The organism is Streptococcus sanguinis (genome assembly GCF_026781265.1).
Taxonomy (GTDB): Bacteria; Bacillota; Bacilli; order Lactobacillales; family Streptococcaceae; genus Streptococcus; species Streptococcus sanguinis_T.
This window is the reverse complement of the sequence record NZ_JAKUVC010000007.1, coordinates 39,296-65,304: the sequence shown is the minus strand read 5'-3', so window position 1 is coordinate 65,304 and position 26,009 is coordinate 39,296. Positions and strand designations below refer to the sequence as shown.

The 26,009-nt window shown below is 42.9% G+C and carries 21 protein-coding genes and 2 tRNA genes; all 23 read left to right on the top strand.

Going from position 1 to position 26,009, the window contains the following annotated elements; genetic code table 11:
- The first annotated feature begins 136 nt into the window (after window positions 1-136).
- The 23 genes from MK370_RS08685 to MK370_RS08575 all read left to right on the top strand — a co-directional run bounded on the left by MK370_RS08685 (window position 137) and on the right by MK370_RS08575 (window position 26,009).
- The gene (locus tag MK370_RS08685) at window positions 137-769 is read left to right on the top strand and encodes a DJ-1/PfpI family protein (RefSeq protein ID WP_268684947.1); all 633 of its coding nucleotides are present in this window, start codon (window positions 137-139) and stop codon (window positions 767-769) included.
- Between the two features lie 137 nt (window positions 770-906).
- Window positions 907-2,043, top strand: coding sequence for a molecular chaperone DnaJ (gene dnaJ / locus MK370_RS08680; RefSeq protein WP_268684946.1), 1,137 nt, complete (start codon window positions 907-909; stop codon window positions 2,041-2,043).
- Window positions 2,044-2,354: 311 nt separating this feature from the next.
- On the top strand, window positions 2,355-8,057 hold the full coding sequence (locus tag MK370_RS08675) for a ZmpA/ZmpB/ZmpC family metallo-endopeptidase (RefSeq protein ID WP_268684945.1): 5,703 nt from the start codon (window positions 2,355-2,357) through the stop codon (window positions 8,055-8,057).
- Between the two features lie 256 nt (window positions 8,058-8,313).
- Window positions 8,314-9,063 carry a tRNA pseudouridine(38-40) synthase TruA gene (gene truA / locus MK370_RS08670; RefSeq protein WP_268684944.1) on the top strand — a complete coding sequence of 250 codons (750 nt, stop codon included), beginning with the start codon at window positions 8,314-8,316 and terminating at the stop codon, window positions 9,061-9,063.
- Window positions 9,053-9,814 (top strand): bifunctional hydroxymethylpyrimidine kinase/phosphomethylpyrimidine kinase, encoded by a 762-nt coding sequence (locus tag MK370_RS08665; protein WP_268684943.1) that lies wholly within the window; start codon window positions 9,053-9,055, stop codon window positions 9,812-9,814. The genes truA and MK370_RS08665 overlap by 11 nt, the downstream gene beginning before the upstream one ends.
- Window positions 9,804-10,286 (top strand): ECF transporter S component, encoded by a 483-nt coding sequence (locus MK370_RS08660; protein WP_268684942.1) that lies wholly within the window; start codon window positions 9,804-9,806, stop codon window positions 10,284-10,286. The genes MK370_RS08665 and MK370_RS08660 overlap by 11 nt, the downstream gene beginning before the upstream one ends.
- Before the next feature lie 12 nt (window positions 10,287-10,298).
- Window positions 10,299-10,862 carry a TIGR01440 family protein gene (locus tag MK370_RS08655; protein ID WP_268684941.1) on the top strand — a complete coding sequence of 188 codons (564 nt, stop codon included), beginning with the start codon at window positions 10,299-10,301 and terminating at the stop codon, window positions 10,860-10,862.
- 79 nt (window positions 10,863-10,941) lie between these two features.
- Window positions 10,942-12,225 carry a trigger factor gene (tig, locus tag MK370_RS08650; RefSeq protein WP_002927751.1) on the top strand — a complete coding sequence of 428 codons (1,284 nt, stop codon included), beginning with the start codon at window positions 10,942-10,944 and terminating at the stop codon, window positions 12,223-12,225.
- A gap of 134 nt (window positions 12,226-12,359) precedes the next feature.
- Entirely contained in the window at window positions 12,360-13,109 is a 750-nt protein-coding gene (locus MK370_RS08645; protein ID WP_268684940.1) for a CPBP family glutamic-type intramembrane protease, read from the top strand.
- Window positions 13,110-13,201: 92 nt separating this feature from the next.
- Entirely contained in the window at window positions 13,202-13,792 is a 591-nt protein-coding gene (gene rpoE / locus MK370_RS08640) for a DNA-directed RNA polymerase subunit delta (protein ID WP_002898937.1), read from the top strand.
- Window positions 13,793-13,912: 120 nt separating this feature from the next.
- The gene (locus MK370_RS08635; RefSeq protein ID WP_268684939.1) at window positions 13,913-14,599 is read left to right on the top strand and encodes a B3/4 domain-containing protein; all 687 of its coding nucleotides are present in this window, start codon (window positions 13,913-13,915) and stop codon (window positions 14,597-14,599) included.
- 197 nt (window positions 14,600-14,796) lie between these two features.
- Window positions 14,797-16,410, top strand: coding sequence for a CTP synthase (locus tag MK370_RS08630; RefSeq protein WP_268684938.1), 1,614 nt, complete (start codon window positions 14,797-14,799; stop codon window positions 16,408-16,410).
- Between the two features lie 70 nt (window positions 16,411-16,480).
- Window positions 16,481-16,891, top strand: a complete 411-nt coding sequence (locus tag MK370_RS08625) for a GyrI-like domain-containing protein (protein WP_002908767.1) — start codon at window positions 16,481-16,483, stop codon at window positions 16,889-16,891.
- A gap of 144 nt (window positions 16,892-17,035) precedes the next feature.
- Window positions 17,036-17,121: transfer RNA gene (locus MK370_RS08620), tRNA-Leu, on the top strand.
- 177 nt (window positions 17,122-17,298) lie between these two features.
- Window positions 17,299-18,180, top strand: a complete 882-nt coding sequence (locus MK370_RS08615) for a class II fructose-bisphosphate aldolase (protein WP_002902377.1) — start codon at window positions 17,299-17,301, stop codon at window positions 18,178-18,180.
- A gap of 320 nt (window positions 18,181-18,500) precedes the next feature.
- Window positions 18,501-20,933 carry a pneumococcal-type histidine triad protein gene (locus tag MK370_RS08610; RefSeq protein ID WP_268684937.1) on the top strand — a complete coding sequence of 811 codons (2,433 nt, stop codon included), beginning with the start codon at window positions 18,501-18,503 and terminating at the stop codon, window positions 20,931-20,933.
- Window positions 20,934-21,003: 70 nt separating this feature from the next.
- Complete coding sequence (locus tag MK370_RS08605) at window positions 21,004-21,921, top strand: metal ABC transporter solute-binding protein, Zn/Mn family (RefSeq protein ID WP_002905305.1); 918 nt, start codon at window positions 21,004-21,006, stop codon at window positions 21,919-21,921.
- A 218-nt stretch (window positions 21,922-22,139) separates the two neighbouring features.
- Window positions 22,140-23,132 carry an ABC transporter ATP-binding protein gene (locus MK370_RS08600; RefSeq protein ID WP_049553360.1) on the top strand — a complete coding sequence of 331 codons (993 nt, stop codon included), beginning with the start codon at window positions 22,140-22,142 and terminating at the stop codon, window positions 23,130-23,132.
- A 1-nt stretch (window position 23,133) separates the two neighbouring features.
- Window positions 23,134-23,952 (top strand): ABC transporter permease, encoded by an 819-nt coding sequence (locus MK370_RS08595; RefSeq protein ID WP_049553359.1) that lies wholly within the window; start codon window positions 23,134-23,136, stop codon window positions 23,950-23,952.
- 1 nt (window position 23,953) lies between these two features.
- Complete coding sequence (locus tag MK370_RS08590) at window positions 23,954-24,739, top strand: ABC transporter permease (protein ID WP_002905302.1); 786 nt, start codon at window positions 23,954-23,956, stop codon at window positions 24,737-24,739.
- 50 nt (window positions 24,740-24,789) lie between these two features.
- Window positions 24,790-25,248: a GNAT family N-acetyltransferase gene (locus MK370_RS08585; RefSeq protein ID WP_002902392.1), complete on the top strand. Its 459-nt coding sequence runs from the start codon at window positions 24,790-24,792 to the stop codon at window positions 25,246-25,248.
- A gap of 51 nt (window positions 25,249-25,299) precedes the next feature.
- Window positions 25,300-25,372, top strand: a tRNA-Thr gene (locus tag MK370_RS08580).
- Window positions 25,373-25,562: 190 nt separating this feature from the next.
- Complete coding sequence (locus MK370_RS08575; RefSeq protein ID WP_268684936.1) at window positions 25,563-26,009, top strand: LytTR family DNA-binding domain-containing protein; 447 nt, start codon at window positions 25,563-25,565, stop codon at window positions 26,007-26,009.

Genomic DNA, 26,009 nt, shown 5'->3' with positions numbered 1-26,009 from the left:
CCTAAAATCCAATCAGCTACCACGTCAAAAATTTTTCGAAAAATATTATTTTGAAAATTTCACGTCGTAATGATAGGAAGAAATCCAGAGGTTGCAACCCAGCCTCTGTTTTTCGGTAAACTAGAGGGTGACGCTTATGAAGAAAGTGCTCTGTTTAATTTATCCTAATTTTTCACTTTATGAAGTAGTTGACCTGACCAGTACTTTAGCTCTATCTTTTGGTATTGAGGTTGATTATGCTGGTTCAGATAGAAATGTTATAAGATCGGAAGATGGATTAGCCTGTCAACCTACTAGAACACTGGATGAAGTAGTCATCGAAGACTATTCTTGTGTCATTTTGCCAGGAATGATAAATATTATCCCTGCTTTGCATGATGAAAAATTGATTTCTTTCCTAAGGAGTTTGAAGCAGCAAGAAGTTTTAATTGCAGCTATTTCCTCAGCGCCGATTTTATTGGCGAAAGTAGGTTTATTGAAGGATACTAAATTTACTGGTGGGATTTGGCAAAACTTCTTTGACTATTTTGAATTTCTTCCTAGGAGAAATTTCAAAGCTCAAGCTGTTCTGCAAGATAAGAACATCATTACAGCTGTTGGCTTTGCACATCAAGCGTTTGCGAGAAAAGTGTTTCTTAGTCTAGGTTTGGTAGATAATGCTGACAACTATTTTAAAGAACGGAATCAGTATTCGGAAGAGGACTTGATATTCACTTTATCCGATGAAGAGTTTGCTGAAATGAAGCATGAATTTGAAAATACAATCTGATCAATATTTTCTAAAATTTAAAGAAAGGAACTGAACCCGACCTAAATTCTTGGAAAAAAGAGAAATCAGCCTAGGAGCATCGCTCCGTCGCCTGATTTTCTATTTTTCAGTCGAATTTTACGGTCTTGGTATCTTACATGAACAATACAGAATATTATGACCGTCTAGGTGTCTCTAAGAATGCTTCTCAGGATGAGATTAAGAGAGCCTATCGGAAATTATCTAAAAAGTACCACCCCGACATTAATAAGGAAGCTGGGGCGGAGGACAAATATAAAGAAGTCCAAGAGGCTTATGAAACGCTGAGCGACGAGCAAAAGCGGGCAGCCTATGATCAATACGGTGCAGCGGGAGCTAATGGTGGCTTTGGCGGCGGTGCAGGCGGCTTCGGTGGCTTTGATGGCTCTGGCTTTGGCGGCTTCGAAGACATCTTCTCTAGCTTCTTTGGTGGCGGTGCTTCGCGTAATCCTAATGCTCCGCGCCAAGGGGATGATCTCCAGTATCGTGTGAATCTCCGCTTTGAAGAAGCCATTTTCGGAGCTGAGAAGGAAATCAAGTATAACCGTGAAGCGACTTGTCATACCTGTGCTGGGTCCGGTGCTAAGCCAGGGACTAGTCCTGTTACCTGTGGTCGCTGTCATGGCTCAGGTGTCATCAATGTTGATACCCAGACACCGCTTGGCATGATGCGTCGCCAAGTGACCTGTGATGTCTGTCACGGCCGAGGAAAAGAAATCAAAAATCCTTGTGAAACCTGTCACGGAACGGGTCATGAAAAACAAGCTCACAGCGTCAAGGTGAAAATCCCTGCTGGTGTGGAAACTGGTCAGCAAGTTCGTCTGTCTGGTCAAGGTGAAGCAGGCTTTAATGGCGGCCCTTATGGTGACCTTTATGTTGTGGTCCAAGTTGAACCGAGTGACAAGTTTGAGCGAGATGGCTCTACCATTTACTACAAGCTCAATCTCAACTTTGTCCAAGCAGCTCTTGGTGACAGTGTGGATATTCCAACTGTTCACGGGGATGTGGAGCTGAATATTCCAGAAGGAACACAGACTGGCAAGCGTTTCCGTCTGCGTGGTAAGGGAGCACCGAGTCTGCGCGGTGGAAGCATGGGTGACCAGTATGTTACTGTCAATGTTGTGACGCCGACTGGCCTCAACGATCGTCAAAAAGCAGCCCTCAAAGAATTTGCGGAAGCTGGCAATATCTCGGTCAATCCTAAGAAAAAAGGCTTCTTCGACAAAATGAAAGATGCTTTGGAAGACTTGCAATAATATAAGAAGGAGCAGTCTAATGCTGCTCTTTTTATGTTTACTCGGATAAAAAACATAATTTAGCTGAAGAAGCCAGTCCGTCTAAATGCCTTTTCTTTAAAATAAATTCGCTAGAAAAGGTGAAGCGAATTTTCAATCTCCTTTTTACAAAAATAAATGATTTTTTAAGCAAAATCTATTGTAAAAATTTCCTAAAAGATATATGATAATACTATATGTATAAAACGCGTCTTTTTGGCCTGCTGGGGAGTTGGCTAGGGAGATAATGGGAGATTAGCTTTATACATTTTAGGAAAAAGGGGATTTATAAAGTGAAACGTTTTGAAAAAGTGCAGGAGCGAATTCAGAAATATTCGATTCGCAAATTGTCTGTCGGTGTGGGCTCAGTTGCCATTGCAGCTCTGATTTTTGGGAGCTCTTTGTCCAGTTCGCCAGTTGCTGCAGATGAAGTAGGAGGCGGTGCGACTGCTCACTATACTTATGTTGAAGAGCAAGAGCTAACAGAGCAGGAAAAAGGTCTGATTAAGAAAGGTCTGCCTGAAAATCTGCAAACAGGGGAAAATTATTACCTGATTTATCGGAAGCAAGATAGGCAAACTGTCTTGCCGAGTACAGGAAATAACGGTCAGCCGCTTCTCGGCTTATTTGCGGGAACGGCTATTTTGGCTGTCTTGGTATTCTCACGGAAGAAATCTGGCAAATTGCTAGGAGTGCTTTTGCTAGGCAGCTTGGGACAGACTGTATTACAGTCTCCTCAAGCGTTTGCGCTAGAAAATCGGGCATTGCTTTCATATAACCGTCAAGTTGCGGTTTCGTCAACAGTTTCTGAAGCGGATGTGACCATTGCTGGCTATAACTATATCGGTTACTTTACCGCTTCTGATTTGCTGGCTTTGACAGGAACCAAGCCGGCCTCCCTGCCAGCTGGTCAAGAAGCTCAAGGACAAGCAGAATTATCAGAAGTTGCAAAAGAGGACTCTGACTCTATTGATCGAGCTGCTCGGGCAGGGTTGCTGTATCAGCTGAACCCTGCTGGAAATGATTCAGGGCAGTCAGGGAAGCTTCCAGCTCCTCAGCCATCCAATCCAACTATAGAGACGGCAAAAGGGGAAAGCTTACAAGAGCCAGCTTTGCCAGAGTACACGGGCGGCGTTAATGGCGAATCGCTAGTTCAAGCGGACAATCCTAGCTATACAATTTCGGAAGGCACGGCAGGAGATACAGCCCCGGTTGAGCCAACTTTGCCAGAATATACAGGCGGTGTTAACGGCGAGTCGACAGTTCAAGCAGACAATCCAGTCTATGATGCTCAAGTAGGTACAGCTGGCGACACAGCTCCAGTTGAGCCAGCTTTGCCAGAGTACACGGGCGGTGTTAACGGCGAATCGCTAGTTCAAGCGGACTATCCAGTCTACACAGATCCAGTAGGCACAGCAGGAGATACAGCTCCGGTCGAGCCCGCCCTCCCAGAATTCACTGGCGGTGTTAACGGCGAGTCGACAGTTCAGACAGAACTACCTAGTCTGCATACAGATGTCAAGCTAGAAACAATTGAACCAAAGGTTGTTCACAAAACTAATGATAGCAAGTATCTTGATGAAGAGACCACTGTTGATGGAACTCCAGGACAAAAAGAAATTGTAACCAGCTATGAAGTCTTGGACGGTAATCGCATATCGGAGCCACAAACTACTGAAAGAATCTTGCATGAAGCAGTTGATACAGTGGTCACTCGAGGTAGCAAGGCTCGTATCAATAAAGAAGAATTGAGCAAGCAGCTAGCTTTAGCAGCGGCTGTGGATCCAGCAGTTTACACCAATCAATCCTATCAGCAGCTGCAGGCAATTAAGAATATGGCTGCGACGGTGTATCAAACTTCGTCAAGTCAAGATGAAGTAGATGCGGGTGTCAACCAACTCAAGCAGGCTTTAGCTGACTTATTGGCCCTTAAAGCAGCGCCGACTCTGACTGTTTCAGCGGTTAAGAAGGATGAATTGCAGAAATCAGTTCAGGTCCAATACCAGCTGATGGACAGGGATCAAGCCTTTACTAGTGCTCATGTTCGTCTGAAGAAGGATAGTCAGCTAATAGCAGAGCAGAACTTGACGGCAGGCCAGTTGACTGCTAGCTTCAGTGGTTTGCACTACTATACACCGTATAAGATTGAGACGACTCTGTCCTATGACTTAGGAAATGGTCCTGAAAGTCAGGAATTAGCTCAAGAGACAGTCCAGCTTGACCTGAAGAAGGTGGAGCTCAAGTCCATCACTAACGTCTCCTTGATGAAAGTTGAGAATGGCCAGACAAAATTGATGCCTACTTTGGCTGAAAAGCCAGCAAATCTGGACCAATATTACTTGCACTTTACATCAGACCAGTTCAAGGACACTGTATTGCCGGTTACCTCTATTGAGGAAGTGGTCGTTGATAACCAGCCTGTCTTCAAGATTCAAGCTCAGTTACCAGACTTGCTGCAAAGAAGCGCAACTGGTCTTCAAAACAGCTTTGATTTCTATCTGGAAAAGGCCAAGAAGCGTGAAGGAAATGTCTACTATGACTTCCAAGACCTCTTGGACGGCATCAAGGAAGATCCTTCTGGAACCTTTATTCTGGGCCGCAGTATCAGTGCCAAACTGATTGACAAACCAGCCAACAGCAAGTCATACCTGCAAGGTGAATTCAAAGGTCAGCTGATTGGTGGGCAAAATGGTGAGCGCCATGCGATTTTAGACTTAGCGCATCCTCTATTTGATACGATTACTGGCGGAACGGTCAAGGATATTGACTTTAAGCGGGTCAATATGGTTTATCCAGATTCGCAAGCGGGCGATACAATTGCGACAATTGCTGCTCGTTTGAAGAATAAAGGAGTAATCGAAAATGTCAATGTCCAAGGCTACTTGGAAGGAAGAGACCATATTGCCGGTCTGGTTAACAATATAGAAGGCCAATCTCGCGTTGAAAATGTTTCCTTTAAGGGTCGGATTAAGTCCAAGGGTGGAAACTCTGTTACAGCCGGTATCGCGGGAACTAATGCTATGTCCTTGGTGAAACGCGCTTATGTCGAAGCCGATATTTGGGTCAAAAGTGGTCAAAATGCAGGTATGCTGGTCGCTCAAAACTTCACTGACTATTCAGGTTCAGGCTGGGGTAACTGGGGCAGATTGATGCAATCAGTTGCCAAAGGTAAGTTAGAGGATGCGAGCTCAAGAAATTCAGCTGGTATCGCTGCTTCCATTTGGCCGTATGGAACTATCAATGACACTGTCAGCTATGCCACCGTAGTGAACGGAAAAGAGCTCTTTAGCTCAGATAATGAAATCACCGATGCTTGGATGGGGCAAAAACTCCAAAATCTCTTTGGTGTTCAGGGACAAAGCTCTGGAACCAAGACAGGAAAAGATGCCAAGTTCCGTCGCTTGACAGAAGCTGAAGCGGAGCAAAAAGTCAAGAGCTATCAGATTACGGCTCTTGAGCAAACCAGCGCAAATGAAGTAACAACTGAGAAGCTAAATGCTGCTATCCTGAGAACAAGTACTTATCAAGATAAGCCAGAGTACAAGGCAGAAAATGAACAACTTTATCAGAACCTAGAACGCTTTATGCCTTTCTACAATCAAGAATTCTTGATTCATGAGGCCAACAAGCTGGTGGACGCTGGTAAGGCGGGCGACCTGTTGACTAAGAAAGTTCTATCTGTTCAAGCACTGAAGGGCAACCAGTTTGTTGCTGGTGGAACGGATGCAGATAAGATCTTAGTCCATTTTGCAGACGGAAGCAAGATCATCTACAATCTTCAAAATCAAGCACGATTTGAACAGACGACTCTGCCGGAATATCAGATTGCAGAGCTTGGCACAGTCTATACTCCAAATCACTCAACGGCTGTCAAAGAAGACTTGCTGACTCAGCTGACTGAGAGCTTGAAGAGCTTTGACCTGTACAGTGATGAAGTCTATCGTTCTGTTGGCCTACCTAATGATAATGATAGGGTCAACAAAGTGAAGCGCCTCTTCTTGGATGAATCTCTAGCTGAAGTGAAAGCCAACTTGCAGGATATGCTTGGTAAGCTCTTGGCTAATGAATGGACAAGATTCCATGCTGACAATCCAGCAGCCAACGAAGCTCTGAAAGCTAAAATCGAAGAGAATAAGACGGCTATCATGCTCGGTCTGACCTACCTCAACCGTTATTACGATCTCAAGTTTGGCGACTACAACCTCAAGGAGCTGGTGCTCTTCAAACCAGACTTCTATGGTGAAAAAGTACCATTGCTGGATCGCTTGATTAAGATTGGACGTTCGACAGAAAATCAACTGAAAGGGGCAGATAATGTCAACATGTTTGCACGTCAGTTGAAGGCCGAGTCCAGGTCTAGTGATTTGGTGGCTTACTTGGATTACAACCGTCGCCTGCTGACTGACTTTGCAGACATGGATACTTGGTTCAAGGATGCGACCCGAGGCTTTATTCAGTTTGAAGAACGCCAGTCAGAAGTCGAGGAGATCAAGTCTGCTAAGTATCGCGTCTTTGATAACCTCAATTCTGAATATTTCAGCAACTATATCCTTCCGCTGCTAACCTTGAAGAATACGCGCTTAGCCATTCTGTCAAACTATAGCACGATGGCCTTTGTCAACAGAGACAAGCGCCGGTCATGGTCTGATGAACGATTTAATGCGCGCATCAAGGAAGTAGCGACCCAGCATAGAAATCACGTAGACACTTGGTACAAACTACTCTCAGATGATATCAAGTCCAGAATGGTCAAGGAAAATGTAACGGCTGTATGGGATGGTTTCGATGTAGAAGGGCGTGGCTGGATTGATGTCAACGGAAATGATAATAAGGGCAATCCTTATGCACCATCCCGCGAGTTCTTTAACCTAGTTGGCGGCAGAGCTGGTGGCTGGTACAAGTCAAATGGCTATGGTGCCCATGCTGCTGGTTCAATCCGTGTGAACTTCGAGGCCTTTGACCTCTTGACGGAATACGGTGTGTCCGTCTTCACGCACGAGCTTACCCACGTCAATGACGGCTATATTTATCTGGGCGGACATGGCAGACGACAAGGTATTGGACCAGAAGGCTATGCCCAAGGTATGCTCCAGTCACCTGTTCCTGATCAGCCGGGCTGGGGTGCTCTGGGTCTCAATATGGCCTTTGATCGTCCAAATAATGGCAGTCTCATTTTCAATAGCTCGCCAAGCCTCTTCAAGAACCGAGCAGACATCGACCATTATATGAAAGGATATAATGATACTCTCATGCTACTGGATTACCTTGAAGGCCAAGCGGTTGTGGATAAAGGAAATGAAGCAGCAGCTAAATGGTTCAAGAAGGTTGAACCGAAAGTTGTGGATCCTCGAACCCAATACGACGTCGTAAGAGACTTGACGGCAGAGGAGAAAGCGGCCATGTCAGTCTCATCTGTAGAGGACTTGGTTGATCAAGGCTTGCTGTCTAACCGTGCAGTTGACAATAGAACTTATAATCCTGCTGATTACGACTCTAGTTACATTGCTATCGACTTCATGACGGGTATCTATGGTGGTGGTCAAAACAATACTGGGGCGCCAGGAGCCTTGATGTTCAAGCATAATACCTTCAGAATCTGGGGTTACTATGGCTATGAAAAAGGCTTTGTAAGCTATGCTTCCAATAAACACCGCAAGACAGCCAATGAGCAAGGTGTGGCTGGTTTGAGCGATAACTTTATCATCAAGCAAATTTCTGAAGGCGAATTTGAAACCATGGAAGCCTTCAAGAAAGCTTACTTCAGAAAAGTTGTGGATAAAGCACAAACCTCAGGTATTAAGCCAGTGACTGTCAACGGAAAAGTCTATACTACTTATGAAGAGCTGAAAGCTGGCTTTGCAGAAGCTGTTGACAAGGATCTGAAGAAGTCGCGTGTCGATGAACGCGCAACCAAGGACTTCAAGTATGCTGTCTTTACGCAGTTGCTGAAGAACACCAATAGCTTCCTGGATGAAAACTCCATTTGGGGTTCCTAAGAAAAAGTGTCAGATTTGTAGTTTATATCACTGCAAATAATGATTTTTAACAATATGTAATCAATAACCCATTTGAATTTACTCTGTTTGTGTCGTCACTGACAGTCTGATTCAGATAGATTGTTTTGTTGCATAATGGCAAGTCGGAACAGAAAAAATTCCTGATTCTTAAACGATATTTTTCAAAAAAACTGTCCCCAGACAGTTCCTGCTTTTAGGGCTTGCTGGGGGCTTTTTTTCCTGCTAAAATAAACACATGACACGTTATAAAGCGATTATTTCCTATGATGGCTATGGCTTTGCTGGTTTTCAGCGACAGCCCCATGCCAGAAGCGTTCAGGAAGAGATTGAAAAGACCCTGACCCGTATCAATAAAGGCCAGCCTGTGGTGATTCATGGAGCGGGCCGAACCGACAGCGGCGTCCATGCTCTGGGCCAGGTGCTCCATTTTGATTTACCAGAAGAGCGGGATGAAGAGAAATTGCGTTTTGCCTTGGATACCCAGACGCCGGAAGATATTGATTTTATCAGGGTGGAGCGGGTATTGGATGATTTTCATTCTCGCTACAATAAGCATAGCAAGACCTATGAATTTTTGGTGGACATCGGCCGGCCCAAAAATCCTATGATGCGCCATTATGCAACGCACTACCCTTATCCTTTGGAGCTGGGTCTGATAGAAGAAGCGATTGCTCAGTTAGAGGGAACGCATGATTTTACTGGTTTTACGGCTTCGGGAACCAGCGTGGAAGACAAGGTTCGGACCATTACCGAGGCCAAGGTTCGCTTTGATGCAGAGCGGAATTTTCTGGTCTTTACTTTTTCGGGCAATGGCTTTCTCTACAAGCAGATCCGCAATATGGTCGGGACCCTGCTCAAGATTGGCAATAAGCGCATGCCGGTGGAGCAGATTCAGAGGATACTAGCGGAAAAAAATCGCCATCTGGCAGGACCAACAGCTGGTCCAAACGGCCTCTATCTAAAGGAGATTCGTTATGAAGAATAAACTGATTCTAGCCCTTTCGGGCAATGATATTTTTAGCGGCGGCGGGCTCCATGCTGATCTGGCTACCTATACAGTCAATGGTCTGCATGGTTTTGTAGCTGTGACTTGCTTGACCGCGATGACTGACAAGGGATTTGAGGTTATTCCAGTTGAGGAAGAGGTTTTTGCCCAGCAGTTGGCCAGTCTCAAGGATGTTCCTTTTTCTGCTATTAAGATAGGACTTTTACCCAATCTGGAAATAGCAGAGCAGGCATTGGCTTTTGTCAAGCAGCATGCGGATATACCCGTAGTGCTGGATCCTGTTCTGGTCTGCAAGGAAAATCATGACTTGGAAGTCAGTGCACTGAGAGAAGAAATTATCAAGTTTTTCCCTTATGTCAGCATCATCACACCAAATCTGGCAGAAGCTCAGCTATTGACCGAAAAAGAAATCAAAAGTCTGGAGGATATGCAGGCTGTTGCTAAGGAGCTCTATGATTTGGGAGCCAAGCATGTGGTGATTAAGGGCGGCAATCGCTTAAGCAAGGAGCGGGCGGTGGATGTTTACTATGATGGTCGAGAGTTTGAGGTCATGGAATCGCCAGTGCTGGCCAGCAACAATACAGGGGCGGGCTGTACGTTTGCTTCCAGCATTGCCAGTCAGCTGCTACTAGGCAAGTCTCCGCTTGCAGCAGTTCAATTTTCTAAAGATTTTGTTTACCGAGCGATTCAGCGCTCAGATCAATATGGGGTAGTTCAGTATGAGAAATAATCAAGTTAAAAAATTAGTTATCTTAGCTTTCATCACAGCACTGTCTGTGGTTTTGGGAAATTTTATGAAAATTCCAACTCCGACAGGATTTTTGACCCTATTGGATGCAGGGATTTATTTTACAGCCTTCTATTTTGGCCGCAAGGAAGCAGCTATTGTCGGAGGACTCTCAGGCTTTTTGATTGATATGATTGCTGGCTATCCTCAGTGGATGATTTTCAGTCTGATTTGCCACGGACTTCAAGGCTTCTTTGCTGGCTTTGAGGGCAAGAAACGCTACCTTGGGCTGGTCTTGGCCGCAGTAGCTATGGTAGGTGGCTACGCTCTCTTTGACAGCATCATGAATGGTGTCGGAGCAGGCCTGGCTGGAATCTTGGGCAATTTTATGCAGAATGCTTTTGGTTTAGCAGTCGGTTTTGCCCTCTACAAAGCCTTCCCAGAGAGTTTGAAAAAGACAGTCACAGTGAAATAAACGAGGTGAGACATGGACTTAGCTAAGATTGGAGCGGAAACTCGTCAGATTGTTTTAGATGTTTTGGACAAGGCTGTCTTGGTCGAAGGAGATATTTTTGTTCTGGGTCTATCCTCTAGTGAGGTTGTCGGAGGCCATATCGGTCAGAATTCCAGTCTGGAAGTTGGACAGGTCATTGTCAAAACCATACGGGATATCTTAGAAGAGAAGGGTATCTTTCTAGCAGTTCAGGGATGTGAGCATCTCAACCGCGCCCTCGTAGTCGAAAGAGCCTTGGCAAACAAGAAGGATTTGGAAATTGTCAATGTTCTGCCTACTCTTCATGCAGGGGGCAGCGGTCAGCTAGCAGCTTTCCAATACATGAAGGATCCTGTTGAGGTAGAGTTCATTGTCGCTCAGGCGGGGCTGGATATTGGCGATACTGCTATCGGCATGCATGTCAAGCACGTGCAGATTCCTATCCGACCGATTCTCAAGGAATTGGGAGCTGCCCATGTCACGGCTTTAGCCAGCCGTCCCAAGCTAATTGGCGGCGCCAGAGCGGCCTATACAGAGGATAAGATCAGGAAGGGATAAAAGGAAAAATAATTTTGAAAAAAACTCTAATTATGCTATAATGGGTTGTATTCAATAAATTTTAAGGAGAAATGACAGAATGTCTGTATCATTTGAAAACAAAGAAACAAATCGCGGTCTTTTGACTTTTAGCATCAGTCAAGAGAAAATCAAGCCAGCCTTGGATCGCGTATTTAACTCAGTAAAAAAAGATATTGCTGTACCAGGTTTCCGTAAAGGTCGCCTTCCACGTGCTATCTTCAACCAACGTTTTGGTGAAGAAGCCCTCTACCAAGATGCTTTGAACGCTCTTCTTCCAGAAGCATACGAAGCGGCTGTCAAAGAAGCAGGTATCGAAGTAGTTGCTCAACCTCAGTTTGATGTCGAGTCTATGGAAAAAGGCCAAGACTGGGTCATCAAAGCTGAAGTAGTCACTAAGCCAGAAGTTAAGCTGGGTGCTTACAAAGACTTGGAAGTAACTGTTGAAGCGACTAAAGAAGTGACTGACGCTGAAGTAGATGAGCGCATTGAGCGTGAGCGCAACAACTTGGCTGAGTTGGTTCTCAAAGAAGGTCCAGCAGCTGACGGTGATACAGTTGTGATTGACTTTGTTGGATCTGTTGACGGCGTTGAATTTGACGGCGGCAAGGGTGACAACTTCTCACTTGGACTAGGCAGCGGCCAATTTATTCCAGGATTTGAAGAGCAGTTGGTTGGTCACAGTGCAGGCGAAACAGTGGATGTTGTCGTAACTTTCCCAGAAGACTATCAAGCAGAAGACTTGGCAGGCAAGGAAGCTAAGTTTGTGACAACTATTCACGAAGTTAAAGAAAAAGAAGTTCCAGCATTGGACGATGAACTTGCAAAAGATATCGACGAAGAAGTGGAAACTCTTGACGAGCTGAAAGAAAAGTACCGCAAAGAATTGTCAGAAGCTAAGGAAACAGCTTATAATGATGCGGTAGAAGCAGCAGCTATTGATCAAGCAGTAGCAAACGCTGAAATCGTTGACTTGCCAGCAGAAATGGTCCACGAAGAAGTACACCGCGCTGTTAATGAATTCTTGGGCAACATGCAACGCCAAGGAATCTCACCTGACATGTACTTCCAAATCACTGGAACTAGTCAGGAAGACCTGCACAAGCAATACGAAGCAGATGCTGAGTCACGCACTAAGACAAACCTTGTCGTAGAAGCTGTTGCTAAGGCAGAAGGTTTTGAAGCTAGCGCAGAAGAAATCGAAGCAGAAGTAACTTCACTGGCTACAGACTACAACATGGAAGTGGAACGTGTTCGTCAATTGCTGTCAGAAGACATGCTGAAACATGACATTGCTATCAAGAAAGCTGTTGAAGTGATTACAAGCACTGCGAAAGTGAAATAAAGATGAAAGAGGCAAGATATCATTCTTGCCTCCTTTTTTTAGAAAACAAGAGGGGATTCTGCTATAATAATAGTATAGTTAAAAGGAAATCCTGCTCTGTCGCTAGTCCATAGAACGCGTGAAGGAGGTCGAGCATGAAAAGCAGTAAAAAATCTTATCTAAAGCTAGGCTTGCTTCTTCTCTTTTTTATTTTCTATTGGCTAATAGTCAATCTTTTATTTCATAATGCAGCGCTTTTTTGTCTCCTTTTATTAGCTGGTATGGCCCTGACCGTAATTGCTGAGAACTACCGCAAACTTTCAAAAAGTGACTGGATAACAGCTATTATTCTAGGTTTTTTGGCCATCTTTTCGAATCCTATTTTTGCTGCTTTGACTGTCCTGACTTATCTGGCTAGCAGTCTTTTATTGAAGGAAAATGAAAAATACAGAACCCTTTTAAAACTTGATAGTCTGAAACAAGCAGCTCTTGCTTTGGTTTCGGGGCTTCTTGTGGGACTTGTGCTGGGGTTCTTCAATCTCGTTTTGGCCCACAAGCCTATGAGTCTACCAGACTCTTTTCCTATTCAGCCTGTCCTAGATGCTCTTCGCGCAGGTGTATTTGAAGAAGTAGCTTTTAGACTATTTTTCTTTGCTATTATCATTTACCTGACTAAAAAAGATACTTTTTCAAAAATGGAGAATATGCTGGTTTATGGTATTCTGACCTTGCCTCATACTCTGATTCACTTTGGTTTGGAAAAGTTTGATATAGGAAGTGTCGTTATTCTTAGTCTTGTTTTCGGCTTGCCTTTTGCTTTTTTGCTTCGGAAACAGTGGCTCTACAGCGCTATAACAGCTCATACTGTAGTTGATTTGCTCAGATTCGTTTTTTTAGAAATTTGAAAAATTTTAACTTAAAATATAAATGGTAACCCTTTGACTATTTTTGGAAATTAGCGTAAAATAGTAAGGAAAGACAAAAAAGGAGAAAAGCCTTGGAATTAGAAGTATTTGCTGGACAGGAAAAAAGTGAGCTTTCTATGATTGAAGTGGCGCGTGCCATTTTGGAAGCCCGCGGCCGCGACCATGAGATGTATTTTAATGATCTGGTCAATGAAATTCAAAACTATCTGGAAAAATCAAACAGTGAGATTCGCGATGCCCTGCCTTTATTCTACACAGAACTCAATGTAGACGGCAGCTTTATCCCGCTGGGAGATAATAAATGGGGTCTGCGTTCATGGTATGCTATCGACGAAGTGGATGAAGAAATCATCGCCTTGGAAGAAACTGATGAGGATGACGCACCTAAGAAACGTAAGAAAAAACGCGTTAATGCCTTTATGGATGGCGACGAGGATGCTATTGACTACAGTGATGACGATCCAGAAGATGAGGACGGCTACGAAGCAGACCCAGCTCTCTCATACGACGAGGAAAATCCGGACGATGAGAAGAACGAAGTGGAAGCTTACGATGCTGAAATCAACGAAATCGCTCCAGATGATCTAGGTGAAGAAGTCGAACTCAACGAAGAAGATGACGACTACTCTGACGAAGACACGGAGACCGAAGAGGAAGAATAGAACAACCAAAAGAAACAAGGGACGAAATCCTTTGTTTCTTTTAATGTTCCTTGAAATATAAGTTCGGAAGGTGTAGAATACTAATAAAATTTAATAAAGAAAAGACGGAGGTAAGCTGCTATGAAATTTGTCATTAATAAGAGCCTGGGTGATTTAGGCATTAAGAGTGTCGTTATTGGGATTGCCAAGAATGTCAATCCTCATGCAGAACTGTCTCCCTCATTTCTAAAAAAGAAAAAGGAAATGGAAGACTGGGCTCTGGAATGTGACTTGGATGAGGTGCTTGAGTCGCCAGTGGTTCAAGGTTATGTAGAAATACTCCAGCGTGTAGGCCGCAGTGTCAAGAAGAATCCTCCGACTGTTCCCGCTCTGATTCGCAATATCCAGCACCGAGGCTCGCTCCCTCATATTAATAGCATTATTGATATTTATAATGTCGAAGCCCTGCATTCTCTACTGGCTATTGGAGGGCATGATTTTGATAAGATTGATGGCCAGATAGAATTCACCGTAAGCCAAAAGGAAGATGTCTTTCTGCCTATTTTGTCCAAGGAGAAGCATGTTGCCGAGACAGACTATGTTTATCGGGATGCCAAAGGCATTTTGGCTTGGCTGGATGTTCGTGACAGCGATTATTATAAGTTTGATGAGGAGACCAAGGATGCTATTTTCATCATTCAGGGGAATGCCAATACCTCTGTCGAAATGCGTCTGGAAGCCTTGGAACGAATCCGACACGATTTAGCGGAGTGCATGCCCGATGTAGAATTTGAAACACATGTCATTAGTATTGAGGAAAATGGATGAAAACCGACTGAAGACATTTGACAGTTTTTTAGGTTTGCGATATCATACTGTTCGGGCACCTCTTTTAGAGGTCAGAGCTTCCTGTTTTCAGGGAGCTATTTTTCTTTTTCAGACAGATTATGGAAAATCCTCCTCTAGATAAGTTTCCAGCAACGACGTGGTTGCTGGAATGAATTGTTTTATGAAAAGGAGCACGTATGTCAACTAAATATATTTTTGTCACTGGCGGTGTAGTTTCTTCTATCGGGAAAGGGATTGTGGCAGCTAGCTTGGGTCGACTTTTGAAGAATCGAGGCCTCAAGGTTACGATTCAGAAGTTTGATCCTTATATCAACATTGATCCTGGTACCATGAGCCCTTATCAACATGGGGAGGTGTTTGTGACAGATGATGGAGCCGAGACAGATTTGGATCTGGGACATTATGAGCGTTTTATTGACATCAATCTCAATAAATACTCCAATGTTACCACTGGTAAAATCTATAGCGAAGTCCTGCGCAAGGAGCGTAAAGGCGAGTATCTGGGGGCAACGGTCCAAGTCATTCCGCATATTACGGATGCTCTCAAGGACAAGATCAAGAGGGCTGCACGGACGACTGACTCGGATGTGATTATCACCGAGGTCGGAGGTACAGTGGGCGACATCGAGTCTCTTCCTTTCTTAGAAGCTCTGCGCCAGATGAAGGCGGATGTCGGAGCAGACAATGTCATGTATATCCATACGACTCTCCTGCCCTATCTCAAGGCAGCTGGAGAAATGAAGACCAAGCCGACTCAGCATTCTGTCAAAGAGTTGCGCGGTCTGGGGATTCAGCCTAATATGCTGGTCATCCGCACAGAAGATCCAGCTGGGCAAAATATCAAAAATAAGCTGGCTCAATTCTGTGATGTGGCGCCGGAGGCGGTCATTGAGTCGCTGGATGTAGAGCATCTCTACCAAATTCCTCTCAATTTGCAGGCTCAAAATATGGACCAAATCGTCTGTGACCATCTGAAACTGGATGTGCCGGCAGCAGATATGACAGAGTGGTCAGCCATGGTAGAGAAAGTAATGAGTCTGGAAAAGCAGGTACGTATTGCTCTGGTCGGCAAGTATGTCGAGTTGCCAGATGCCTATATTTCAGTTGTTGAAGCGCTCAAGCATGCAGGTTATGACAATGATGCGGAAGTTAAGATTAACTGGATTGATGCGAATCAGGTAACGGTCGAAAACGCTGCAGAGCTTCTTGGAAGTGCGGATGGGATTATCGTTCCGGGCGGCTTTGGTCAGAGAGGAACTGAGGGTAAGATTCAGGCAATCCGCTATGCGCGTGAGCAGGATGTGCCTATGTTGGGTATTTGCTTGGGTATGCAGTTAACCTGTGTCGAATTCGCCCGTCACGTCCTGGGATTGGCAGATGCTAACTCAGCGGAGCTCAATCCAGACACAGCATTTCCGATTATTGATCTCATGCGTGATCAGATTGATGTCGAAGACTTGGGTGGGACGCTGAGACTGGGGCTCTATCCTTCTAAGCTTAAGCCTGGCTCTAAGGCAGCAGCAGCTTACGACCATCAAGAAGTCGTGCAGCGCCGTCACCGCCATCGCTATGAGTTTAACAATGCTTTCCGCGAGCAGTTTGAGGCGGCCGGATTTGTATTTTCAGGAGTTTCACCAGACAATCGCTTGGTCGAAATAGTAGAAATCCCAGAAAACAAATTCTTCGTTGCTTGTCAGTATCACCCAGAGCTTTCCAGCCGACCGAACCGACCTGAAGGTCTTTATAGGGCATTTGTCACAGCAGCGGTAGAAAAGAGCCAGGAGAGATAGACTTGCTTTTTCTAGGATAAGCGATTTTTCTAGAGAAATGTTATAATGAAAAATAAAAGGAGGGAAGAAGATGTTTCTAAACATTTTAGCTAGTATTCGTACTAATAATTTTCAAGATGAGCATTGTATAGAAAAAATCCAAGCTCTCTGGCAGCAACAAGAGGGAGCTGTGAAAGAAGCTTTTGCTGAGGGGGAGCCGGTTTATGCCGTCTATCATGACTATGCCAATGATTACAAAGGAGACTACAGCCTCTCTATCTGCCGTTTGACAGATGGGGAAGTCTATGATTTTGACACATCCGAGCAGACCTATCAAGTCTTTGAAGCGGATAAGGAGGATCCGCAAGCGATTCTTCATGCTTGGCAGAGGATTTGGCAGGCAGAAGAATCAGGTGAGCTTCATCGGGACTACACTATTGACTTTGAAAAATACGATCCCGACCAAACGGTGGCTGTCTTTATTGCGACTCAGCAACCTTGAGTTTTCTATGTTCCTGCCTTAGCTTCATTTTCGCTTAGATTTCTTAGATTTGCTGATTGAGTAGAAAGTTGATTTTTTGAAATAAAGTCAAAAATTTTCTTGACAAGCCTTAGCTGTCCTGTTATACTAGTAAGGTACTCAATCGCGGGGATGGCGGAATTGGCAGACGCGCAGGACTAAGGATCCTGTGACCGCTTTAGGTCGTGAGGGTTCAAGTCCCTCTCTCCGCATCAAGTAAGCTGGCTTCGGCCAGCTTTTTCTTTTTGCGATAGAGACGCTTAAAAAGGCTAAGGGTCTACCTGTAATTCTTTAAAATTTCAGGAAAAACTAGCAATTTCAGTGAAAAAGTGATAAAATAAACAATGTAAGTGGTTTAACCACAAAAAATAAGAGGAGGCCTGATAAGAATGGCAATCGTTTCAGCAGAAAAATTTGTCCAAGCAGCTCGTGACAATGGTTACGCAGTTGGTGGATTCAACACAAACAACCTTGAGTGGACTCAAGCTATCCTGCGTGCGGCAGAAGCTAAGAAAGCACCAGTGCTTATCCAAACTTCAATGGGTGCTGCTAAATACATGGGTGGCTACAAAGTTGCTCGCAACTTGATCGCTAACCTTGTAGAATCAATGGGCATCACTGTACCAGTTGCGATTCACTTGGACCATGGTCACTACGAAGATGCACTTGAGTGTATCGAAGTTGGTTACACTTCTATCATGTTTGATGGTTCACACCTTCCAGTAGAAGAAAACCTTAAATTGGCTAAGGAAGTCGTTGAAAAAGCACATGCTAAAGGTATCTCAGTAGAAGCTGAAGTTGGTACTATCGGTGGTGAAGAAGATGGTATCATCGGTAAAGGTGAATTGGCTCCAATCGAAGACGCTAAAGCAATGGTTGAAACTGGAATCGACTTCTTGGCTGCAGGTATCGGTAACATCCACGGCCCTTACCCAGCAAACTGGGAAGGTCTTGACCTTGACCACTTGAAGAAATTGACAGAAGCTCTTCCAGGTTTCCCAATCGTATTGCACGGTGGTTCAGGTATTCCTGATGACCAAATCCAAGCAGCTATCAAACTTGGTGTTGCGAAAGTTAACGTTAACACTGAATGCCAAATCGCATTCGCTAACGCAACTCGTGCATTCGCTCGTGACTACGAAGCAAACGAAGCAGAATACGACAAGAAGAAACTCTTCGACCCACGTAAATTCTTGGCTGACGGTGTAAAAGCTATCCAAGCATCAGTTGAAGAACGTATCGATGTATTCGGTTCAGAAGGTAAAGCTTAAAAAGTTTGATATATTTTTAAAAAAGTTTATCCGAAAGGATAAGCTTTTTTTGTATTATGACAATTGGACAAATAAAGAACAAATAATATTTTTCTTACAATCTAATAAAAAAATCTTGACAGACTAGATGATGAGGAGTAAAATATTAACCAGTTAATTAACTAGTTAACGAGTTTAATAAGTTGTTAAAAATTGAGTTTCTGCTATATTTTATAGAAAAAAATATTTAGATGATTTCTTTGGGGGTATATTATGAGTTAATTGTAAATTGTGATAAGTTTTAGCGAATTCTGTATAATCAAAAAAGAAAGTGATATCCAATGGAAAAAAATAAGAAATACTTAAAAGGAATTGTTGTCATTGCTACTGTGGGTCTTTTTGCTCATCAGCTAGGTTATTATCAGGCAAACAGTTCGATTAAAAAATCCAATCGTGTTAGCTATATTGATGGTAAGCAAGCTGTTCAAAAGTCTGAGGAGTTAACGCCTGACGAAGTAAGCAAAAAAGAAGGGATTAACGCGGAGCAGATTGTTATCAAGATTACTGATCAGGGTTATGTCACTTCTCATGGTGATCACTATCATTATTATAATGGGAAAGTTCCATATGATGCTATTTTCAGCGAAGATCTTTTGATGAAAGATCCCAACTATCAACTTAGGACTGAGGATATTGTCAATGAAGTCAAGGGTGGATATGTTATCAAGGTTAATGGACAATATTATGTTTATCTGAAAGATATAGCTCGTGCGGATAATATTCGCAGTAAGGAAGAGATTACTCGTCAAAAGCAGGAACATGGTCATAATGTTACGAAAATAAGCAATGAAGTAGCAACAGCTAGAGCTCAAGGCCGTTATACAACAGATGATGGCTATGTTTTTAATGCTTCAGACATTATTGAGGATACGGGAGATGCCTATATCGTACCTCATGGTGATCATTTTCACTATATCCCAAAGAGTGATTTGTCGCCTAGTGAGCTAGCTGCAGCTCAAGCTTACCTATCAGGTAGAGGAAAAGTAGCTAGTACTGTAGTCAGCCGTTCGTATAATAATGGAAGCAGTGGCTGGATACAGACACAACCTACTTTTACTCAAATTTCAAACAACTATCAACCGAGTCAAGGAGAAGATGTTAAGGGTCTCCTTCAGCAACTTTATAATCTTCCACTTAGTCAGCGTCATGTTGAATCAGATGGCTTGATCTTTGATCCAGCACAAATTACTAGTCGAACACAAAATGGAGTAGCAGTGCCGCATGGTAATCATTATCACTTTATTCCTTATACACAAATGTCGGCATTGGAAGAAAAGCTTGCTCGGACAATTCCTCTTATAAGTCAGCCTAATAAACCTATGTTAGGATTGACACCTTATAGACCTATACCAACTCCGATACTAACTCCATCTCAACCAGCTTTAAAACCGATTCTTCCTCCAAAGTTAAATTTGGAACATGCGGATTCATTGGATAAGGATTTAATCCAGCAGGTCGTTAGGAAAATAGCTGACGGTTATGTGCTAGAGGATAAAGGAGTGTCCCGCTATCTTTTAGCTAAAGACTTGCCTAAAGAGATTATTACAGCGATTGAAAATAAATTGGCGAAGCAGAAAAGCATACCTCATGTCCTGCAAGCTAAGAAAGAATCAGTTGAACCGAAAGATCAAGAGTTTTATGATAAGGTATATGGTCTTCTGACTCAGGCTCATCAGCAATTGCTAGAAAATAAGGGACGTTTGTCAGATTTTCAAGCCTTGGATGATTTAGTCAAGCGTTTGAATGATGAAACAAGTGATAAGGTGCAATTAATTGATGACTTATTAGCATTTCTTGCGCCTATCAATCATCCAGAACGTCTCGGCAAAGCAAATTCACAGATTGAGTATACTGAAACCGAAGTTCGAGTAGCCCAGCTAGCTGACAAATATACGACATCTGATGGATATATCTTTGATGCGCGCGATATTATCAGCGACGAAGGAGATGCTTATGTAACCCCTCATATGGGACACAGTCACTGGATAGGAAAAGATAGTCTTTCAGCTAAAGAAAAAGCAGCTGCTCAGACCTATACTAAAGAAAAAGGTCTGCTTCCACCTGCACCAACAGATGATTCCAAAGCCAATCCAAGTGGAGAAAGTGCGGCTGCTATCTACGAACGTGTTCAAGGAGAGAAACGGATACCGCTCGTTCGTCTGCCTTACAATGTTGAGCATACTGTAGCAGTAAAAAATGGTAATCTGATTATCCCTCATAAGGATCACTACCACAACATCAAATTTGCTTGGTTCGATGATAAGACTTACCGAGCTCCTAATGGCTATACATTAGAGGATTTATTTGCAACTATCAAGTATTATGTTGAACATCCAGATGAGCGACCACAGTCTAGCGATGGATGGGGGAATGCAAGTGATCATGTTTTAGGTAAAAAAGATGACAAGGAGGATGCTGTTAGCCCAGAGAAACCTCAAGAAGAAGTTGAAGAGGAAACACCAACTGAGCCAGAAGTACCTCAAGTTGAAACTGCTAAAGTAGAAGCTAAGCTGCAAGAGGCGGAAGACTTACTTGAAAAGACGACGGATCCAAGTTTGAAATCCAATGCAACTGAGACCTTAACAGGATTGCGAAATAATCTTAATTTAGGGACTATGGATAATAATAACATCATGGCAGAAGTAGAAAAACTGTTAACCTTGTTGAAATCAGCTGTTTCAACACCTGCTACTAATACAGAAACAACACCTTGATTTTTATCTGTTTTTAGATATGAATGTTTTATTGATAAATAAAAGATGAACCAACAATTTTGGAGTTAATATGAAGAAAAGAACTGCAGTATTAATAACGCTGAGTATACTAGCTCTGATGCTGGGAGCGTGTACTCAGAAAGAAGAACAACAAGCTAAAGGTTTGAAGATTGTGACCAGTTTTTATCCGGTTTATGCCATGGTTAAAGAAGTATCTGGTGATTTGAATGATGTTCGCATGATTCAATCTAGTACAGGGATCCATTCTTTTGAACCATCAGCTAATGATATAGCGTCTATCTATGATGCGGATGTTTTTGTCTATCATTCACATACCTTAGAGTCATGGGCGGGGAGCCTAGATCCAAATTTGCAAAAATCTAAGGTGAAAGTGCTGGAAGCATCCGAAGGAATGACCTTGGAGCGTGTACCGGGTTTGGAAGACGTGGAAGCTGGCGAAGGAATCGATGAAAAAACTCTCTACGATCCTCATACATGGCTAGATCCTGAAAAAGCTGGTGAAGAAGCGCAGATTATTGCGGATAAGCTATCTGAACTCGATAAAGAACATAAGGAAATATATCAAAAAAATGCTAAGAAATTCATTGCTAAAGCTCAAGAATTGACCAAAAAATACCAACCAATCTTTGAAAAGGCTAAGCAAAAGACTTTCGTCACTCAACATACTGCGTTCTCGTATTTAGCAAAGCGGTTTGGTTTGCAGCAGCTAGGTATTGCAGGGATTTCTCCTGAACAAGAGCCAAATGCAAGGCAGCTTACTGAAATTCAAGAATTTGTGAAAACCTATAAAGTTAAGACGATTTTTACCGAAAGTAATGCATCGTCGAAAGTGGCAGAAACGCTCGTAAAGTCAACAGGTGTCAGGCTAAAAACTCTCAATCCTTTGGAAGCAGATCCTCAAAATGATAAAAACTACCTAGAGAATCTAGAAGAAAACATGAGTATCTTGGCTAAAGAATTGAAATGAGAAGGTAAAGCATAATCTAGCTGAAGACTACAAAACAGAAACCTGCCCGTAAGGGTGGGTTTTTTGGTGTGTGATAAAATATGATAATTATTTTTGAATTTCCTATGTTAGTTTGGAAGTAAAAGTGGTAGTATAGTGAGGAGATAAGATTCTATTTTCCTGAGTTTGGTAGGGAAATGGTTTGTAAGATGAATGAATGATAGGATATTGAGAAACGTATGGCAATGATAGAAGTAGAGCATCTTCAGAAAAATTTTGTGAAGACGGTTAAGGAACCAGGCTTGAAGGGGGCTTTGCGCTCCTTTATTCATCCTGAAAAGCAGACCTTTGAGGCGGTCAAGGATTTGACCTTTGAGGTTCCTAAGGGACAGATTTTAGGCTTTATCGGGGCTAATGGTGCTGGGAAGTCGACAACCATTAAAATGCTGACCGGGATTTTGAAGCCCACTTCTGGTTTGTGTCGGATTAACGGTAAAATTCCGCAGGACAATCGTCAAGATTATGTCAAGGACATTGGAGTTGTCTTTGGACAAAGAACCCAGCTGTGGTGGGATTTGGCTCTGCAAGAGACCTACACGGTCTTAAAGGAGATTTATGATGTGCCAGACTCACTTTTCCATAAGCGCATGGACTTTTTGAATGAAGTCTTGGATTTGAAGGAATTTATCAAAGACCCCGTGCGGACTCTTTCACTGGGTCAACGGATGCGTGCGGACATTGCTGCTTCCTTGCTCCATAATCCTAAGGTTCTCTTTTTAGATGAGCCGACCATTGGTTTGGATGTTTCGGTCAAGGATAACATTCGCCGGGCCATTACCCAGATCAATCAGGAAGAAGAAACAACCATTCTATTGACTACTCACGATTTGAGTGATATTGAGCAACTCTGTGATCGAATTTTTATGATTGACAAGGGGCAGGAGATTTTTGATGGAACGGTGAGCCAGCTTAAAGAGACCTTTGGAAAGATGAAGACTCTTTCTTTTGAACTGGTGCCAGGCCAAAGTCATCTCGTCTCTCAGTTTGAAGGCTTGCCTGATATGACCATTGATAGACAAGGAAATAGCCTCAACATTCAATACGATAGTTCCCGCTACCAGTCAGCTGATATTATCAAGCAAACCTTGTCTGATTTTGAGATTCGCGATTTGAAGATGGTGGATACGGATATTGAGGATATTATCCGTCGCTTCTACCGAAAGGAGCTCTAAGATGGTCAAATTGTGGAGACGTTATAAACCCTTTATCAATGCAGGGATTCAGGAGTTGATTACCTATCGAGTCAATTTTCTTCTTTATCGGATTGGTGATGTCATGGGAGCTTTTGTCGCTTTCTATCTTTGGAAGGCGGTCTTTGATTCCTCGCAAGAGTCCTTGATTCAAGGCTTTAGTATGGCAGATATCACCCTCTACATCATCATGAGTTTTGTGACTAATCTTCTGACCAGGTCGGATAGCTCCTTTATGATCGGGGAGGAGGTCAAGGATGGTTCCATTATCATGCGCTTGCTGAGACCAGTTCATTTTGCGGCCTCCTATCTCTTCACCGAACTTGGTTCCAAGTGGTTGATTTTTATTTCTGTTGGAGTTCCATTTCTATGTGTCATTGTATTGGTAAAAATCCTTTCTGGGCAAGGGATTGTAGAAGTGCTGGGATTAACTGTCCTTTATCTCTTTAGCTTAACGCTGGCCTACCTGATTAACTTTTTCTTTAATATCTGCTTTGGATTTTCAGCCTTTGTATTTAAAAATCTATGGGGTTCTAATCTACTCAAGACTTCTATAGTGGCCTTTATGTCGGGGAGTTTGATTCCCTTGGCTTTCTTTCCTAAAATTGTTTCAAATATTCTTTCCTTTTTGCCTTTTTCATCCTTGATTTACACTCCGGTTATGATTATCGTTGGGAAATACGATGCCAGTCAGATTCATCAAGCGCTTTTGCTACAGTTTTTCTGGCTCTTAGTGATGGTGGGCTTGTCTCAGTTGATTTGGAAAAGAGTCCAGTCATTTATCACCATTCAAGGAGGTTAGTATGAAAAAATATCAGCGCATGCATCTGATTTTTATCAGACAGTACATCAAGCAAATCATGGAATACAAGGTTGATTTTGTGGTTGGTGTTTTAGGTGTCTTCCTGACCCAAGGCTTGAACCTCTTGTTTCTCAATGTCATCTTTCAACACATCCCCTCGCTAGAAGGCTGGACCTTTCAAGAGATTGCCTTTATCTATGGTTTTTCCTTGATTCCCAAGGGACTGGACCATCTCTTTTTTGACAATCTCTGGGCACTGGGGCAACGATTGGTGAGAAAGGGAGAGTTTGACAAGTATCTGACTCGTCCTATCAATCCTCTCTTTCACATCCTAGTCGAGACTTTTCAGATTGATGCCTTGGGTGAGCTCTTGGTCGGTGGAATTTTACTAGCGACAACGTTCTCTAGCATTACTTGGACTATTCCCAAGTTCTTGCTTTTCCTAGTCTGCATTCCTTTTGCGACCCTGATTTATACTTCTTTGAAAATCGCGACAGCCAGTATCGCTTTTTGGACCAAGCAGTCAGGTGCTATGATTTACATTTTCTATATGTTTAATGATTTTGCCAAGTACCCGATTTCCATTTACAATTCGCTCCTTCGTTGGTTGATTAGTTTTATCGTTCCTTTTGCTTTTACAGCCTACTATCCTGCTAGCTATTTCTTGCAGGACAAAAATGGGCTCTTTAACATTGGTGGTTTGATTCTGATTTCCCTTGTTTTCTTTTTCATTTCGCTCAAACTCTGGGATAGGGGATTGGATGCCTACGAAAGTGCGGGTTCGTAAGATGGAAAATATGTTTAGTCCTAAAGCTTAAAACATGAAAGGATTTAAAGATGGTAGCGATTGAAGAAGTGAAGGAAGAAAAACAAAAGATGATAGCAGTCAGTGAAGTTTTAAAGGATCTACCAGAATGGTTTGGAATACCTGAAAGTACACAAGCTTACATTGAAGGAGCTAGGGATTTACAAGTTTGGGTTGCTTATCAGGAGAGTAAATTGGCTGGCTTTGTAAGCTTATCTTATTCTAGTGAAGATTGTGCAGAGATTGACTGCTTAGCTGTTAAGAAATTCTATCATAGAGCGGGAATTGGTAGTCAACTTCTAGAAGTTTTAGAAAAATCTGCTCGTCAAAAAGCATCCTATCTGCAAGTAAAAACGGTAGCACCAGGTTATTATCCTACCTATGACAGAACTAACGCTTTTTATCAGGCTCAGGGCTTTAAAAAGTTAGAAATTTTTCCTGAACTTTGGGATAAAAGCAACCCTTGTTTGATTTGGGTTAAGAAATTGTGAAATTCTAACTTGACAAAAAAACTCAAGATGCTAAAATAAAGGGGAAAAGACGCCGATTTAGCTCAGTTGGTAGAGCAACGCACTCGTAACGCGTAGGTCACAGGTTCGATCCCTGCAATCGGCATCTTAATATGGAAGCTTAAAGGCTTCTTTTTTTCTTTGTTCTTACTATTTTTTTACTTGTATAGGATAAGTTTGCTTGCTATCATCTCTTATAAACCACTTACCGGTCAAAATTGACCACTTACTGAAAAGGCCTTGTTTCTCGGGAGTTTCTTGTTATAATAAAGATAAGCAGATGGAAAGGAGAGCGTATGAACATTCGGATTGAATTAGATCAGAGTTTGGATGAAACAGAAATGGTGATAAAAGTTTCGCGGCTGGATGAGCGGATTCAGCGTATCCAGGAAGCTCTGGAAGAAACGGTGACTCCGTCCATTCTTTTCTATAAGGAAAGCAGTGAGTACTTTCTTGATTTAGCGGACATTCTCTTTTTTGAGACGGACGGCAGCAAGATTTTTGCCCATGCCCGCAATGATGCTTATGAGGTTAAACTGAAACTCTATGAGTTAGAAGAGATTCTGCCCCGCTATTTCTGTCGGATTTCTAAGTCCACCATTGCCAATATCAAGGCCATCTATGCTCTGGACAAGTCTTTTTCAGGAACGAGTACCGTTCAGTTTTACAATACCCATAAGAAGGTGCATGTATCTAGGCATTATTATCAGTTAGTAAAAGAAAAGTTAAGTGAAGTGAGGTAA

Bases quoted from the DNA above. Each gene is read 5' to 3' on its own strand.
- truA (WP_268684944.1), top strand. From the start codon at position 8,314: ATGACACGTTATAAAGCGATTATTTCCTATGATGGCTATGGCTTTGCT.
- MK370_RS08595 (WP_049553359.1), top strand. From the start codon at position 23,134: ATGGTCAAATTGTGGAGACGTTATAAACCCTTTATCAATGCAGGGATT.
- MK370_RS08575 (WP_268684936.1), top strand. From the start codon at position 25,563: ATGAACATTCGGATTGAATTAGATCAGAGTTTGGATGAAACAGAAATG.
- MK370_RS08610 (WP_268684937.1), top strand. From the start codon at position 18,501: ATGGAAAAAAATAAGAAATACTTAAAAGGAATTGTTGTCATTGCTACT.
- MK370_RS08590 (WP_002905302.1), top strand. From the start codon at position 23,954: ATGAAAAAATATCAGCGCATGCATCTGATTTTTATCAGACAGTACATC.
- MK370_RS08665 (WP_268684943.1), top strand. From the start codon at position 9,053: ATGAAGAATAAACTGATTCTAGCCCTTTCGGGCAATGATATTTTTAGC.
- dnaJ (WP_268684946.1), top strand. From the start codon at position 907: ATGAACAATACAGAATATTATGACCGTCTAGGTGTCTCTAAGAATGCT.
- MK370_RS08615 (WP_002902377.1), top strand. From the start codon at position 17,299: ATGGCAATCGTTTCAGCAGAAAAATTTGTCCAAGCAGCTCGTGACAAT.
- MK370_RS08605 (WP_002905305.1), top strand. From the start codon at position 21,004: ATGAAGAAAAGAACTGCAGTATTAATAACGCTGAGTATACTAGCTCTG.
- MK370_RS08630 (WP_268684938.1), top strand. From the start codon at position 14,797: ATGTCAACTAAATATATTTTTGTCACTGGCGGTGTAGTTTCTTCTATC.
- tig (WP_002927751.1), top strand. From the start codon at position 10,942: ATGTCTGTATCATTTGAAAACAAAGAAACAAATCGCGGTCTTTTGACT.
- MK370_RS08660 (WP_268684942.1), top strand. From the start codon at position 9,804: ATGAGAAATAATCAAGTTAAAAAATTAGTTATCTTAGCTTTCATCACA.
- MK370_RS08655 (WP_268684941.1), top strand. From the start codon at position 10,299: ATGGACTTAGCTAAGATTGGAGCGGAAACTCGTCAGATTGTTTTAGAT.
- MK370_RS08685 (WP_268684947.1), top strand. From the start codon at position 137: ATGAAGAAAGTGCTCTGTTTAATTTATCCTAATTTTTCACTTTATGAA.
- MK370_RS08585 (WP_002902392.1), top strand. From the start codon at position 24,790: ATGGTAGCGATTGAAGAAGTGAAGGAAGAAAAACAAAAGATGATAGCA.
- MK370_RS08600 (WP_049553360.1), top strand. From the start codon at position 22,140: ATGGCAATGATAGAAGTAGAGCATCTTCAGAAAAATTTTGTGAAGACG.
- MK370_RS08645 (WP_268684940.1), top strand. From the start codon at position 12,360: ATGAAAAGCAGTAAAAAATCTTATCTAAAGCTAGGCTTGCTTCTTCTC.
- MK370_RS08625 (WP_002908767.1), top strand. From the start codon at position 16,481: ATGTTTCTAAACATTTTAGCTAGTATTCGTACTAATAATTTTCAAGAT.
- MK370_RS08635 (WP_268684939.1), top strand. From the start codon at position 13,913: ATGAAATTTGTCATTAATAAGAGCCTGGGTGATTTAGGCATTAAGAGT.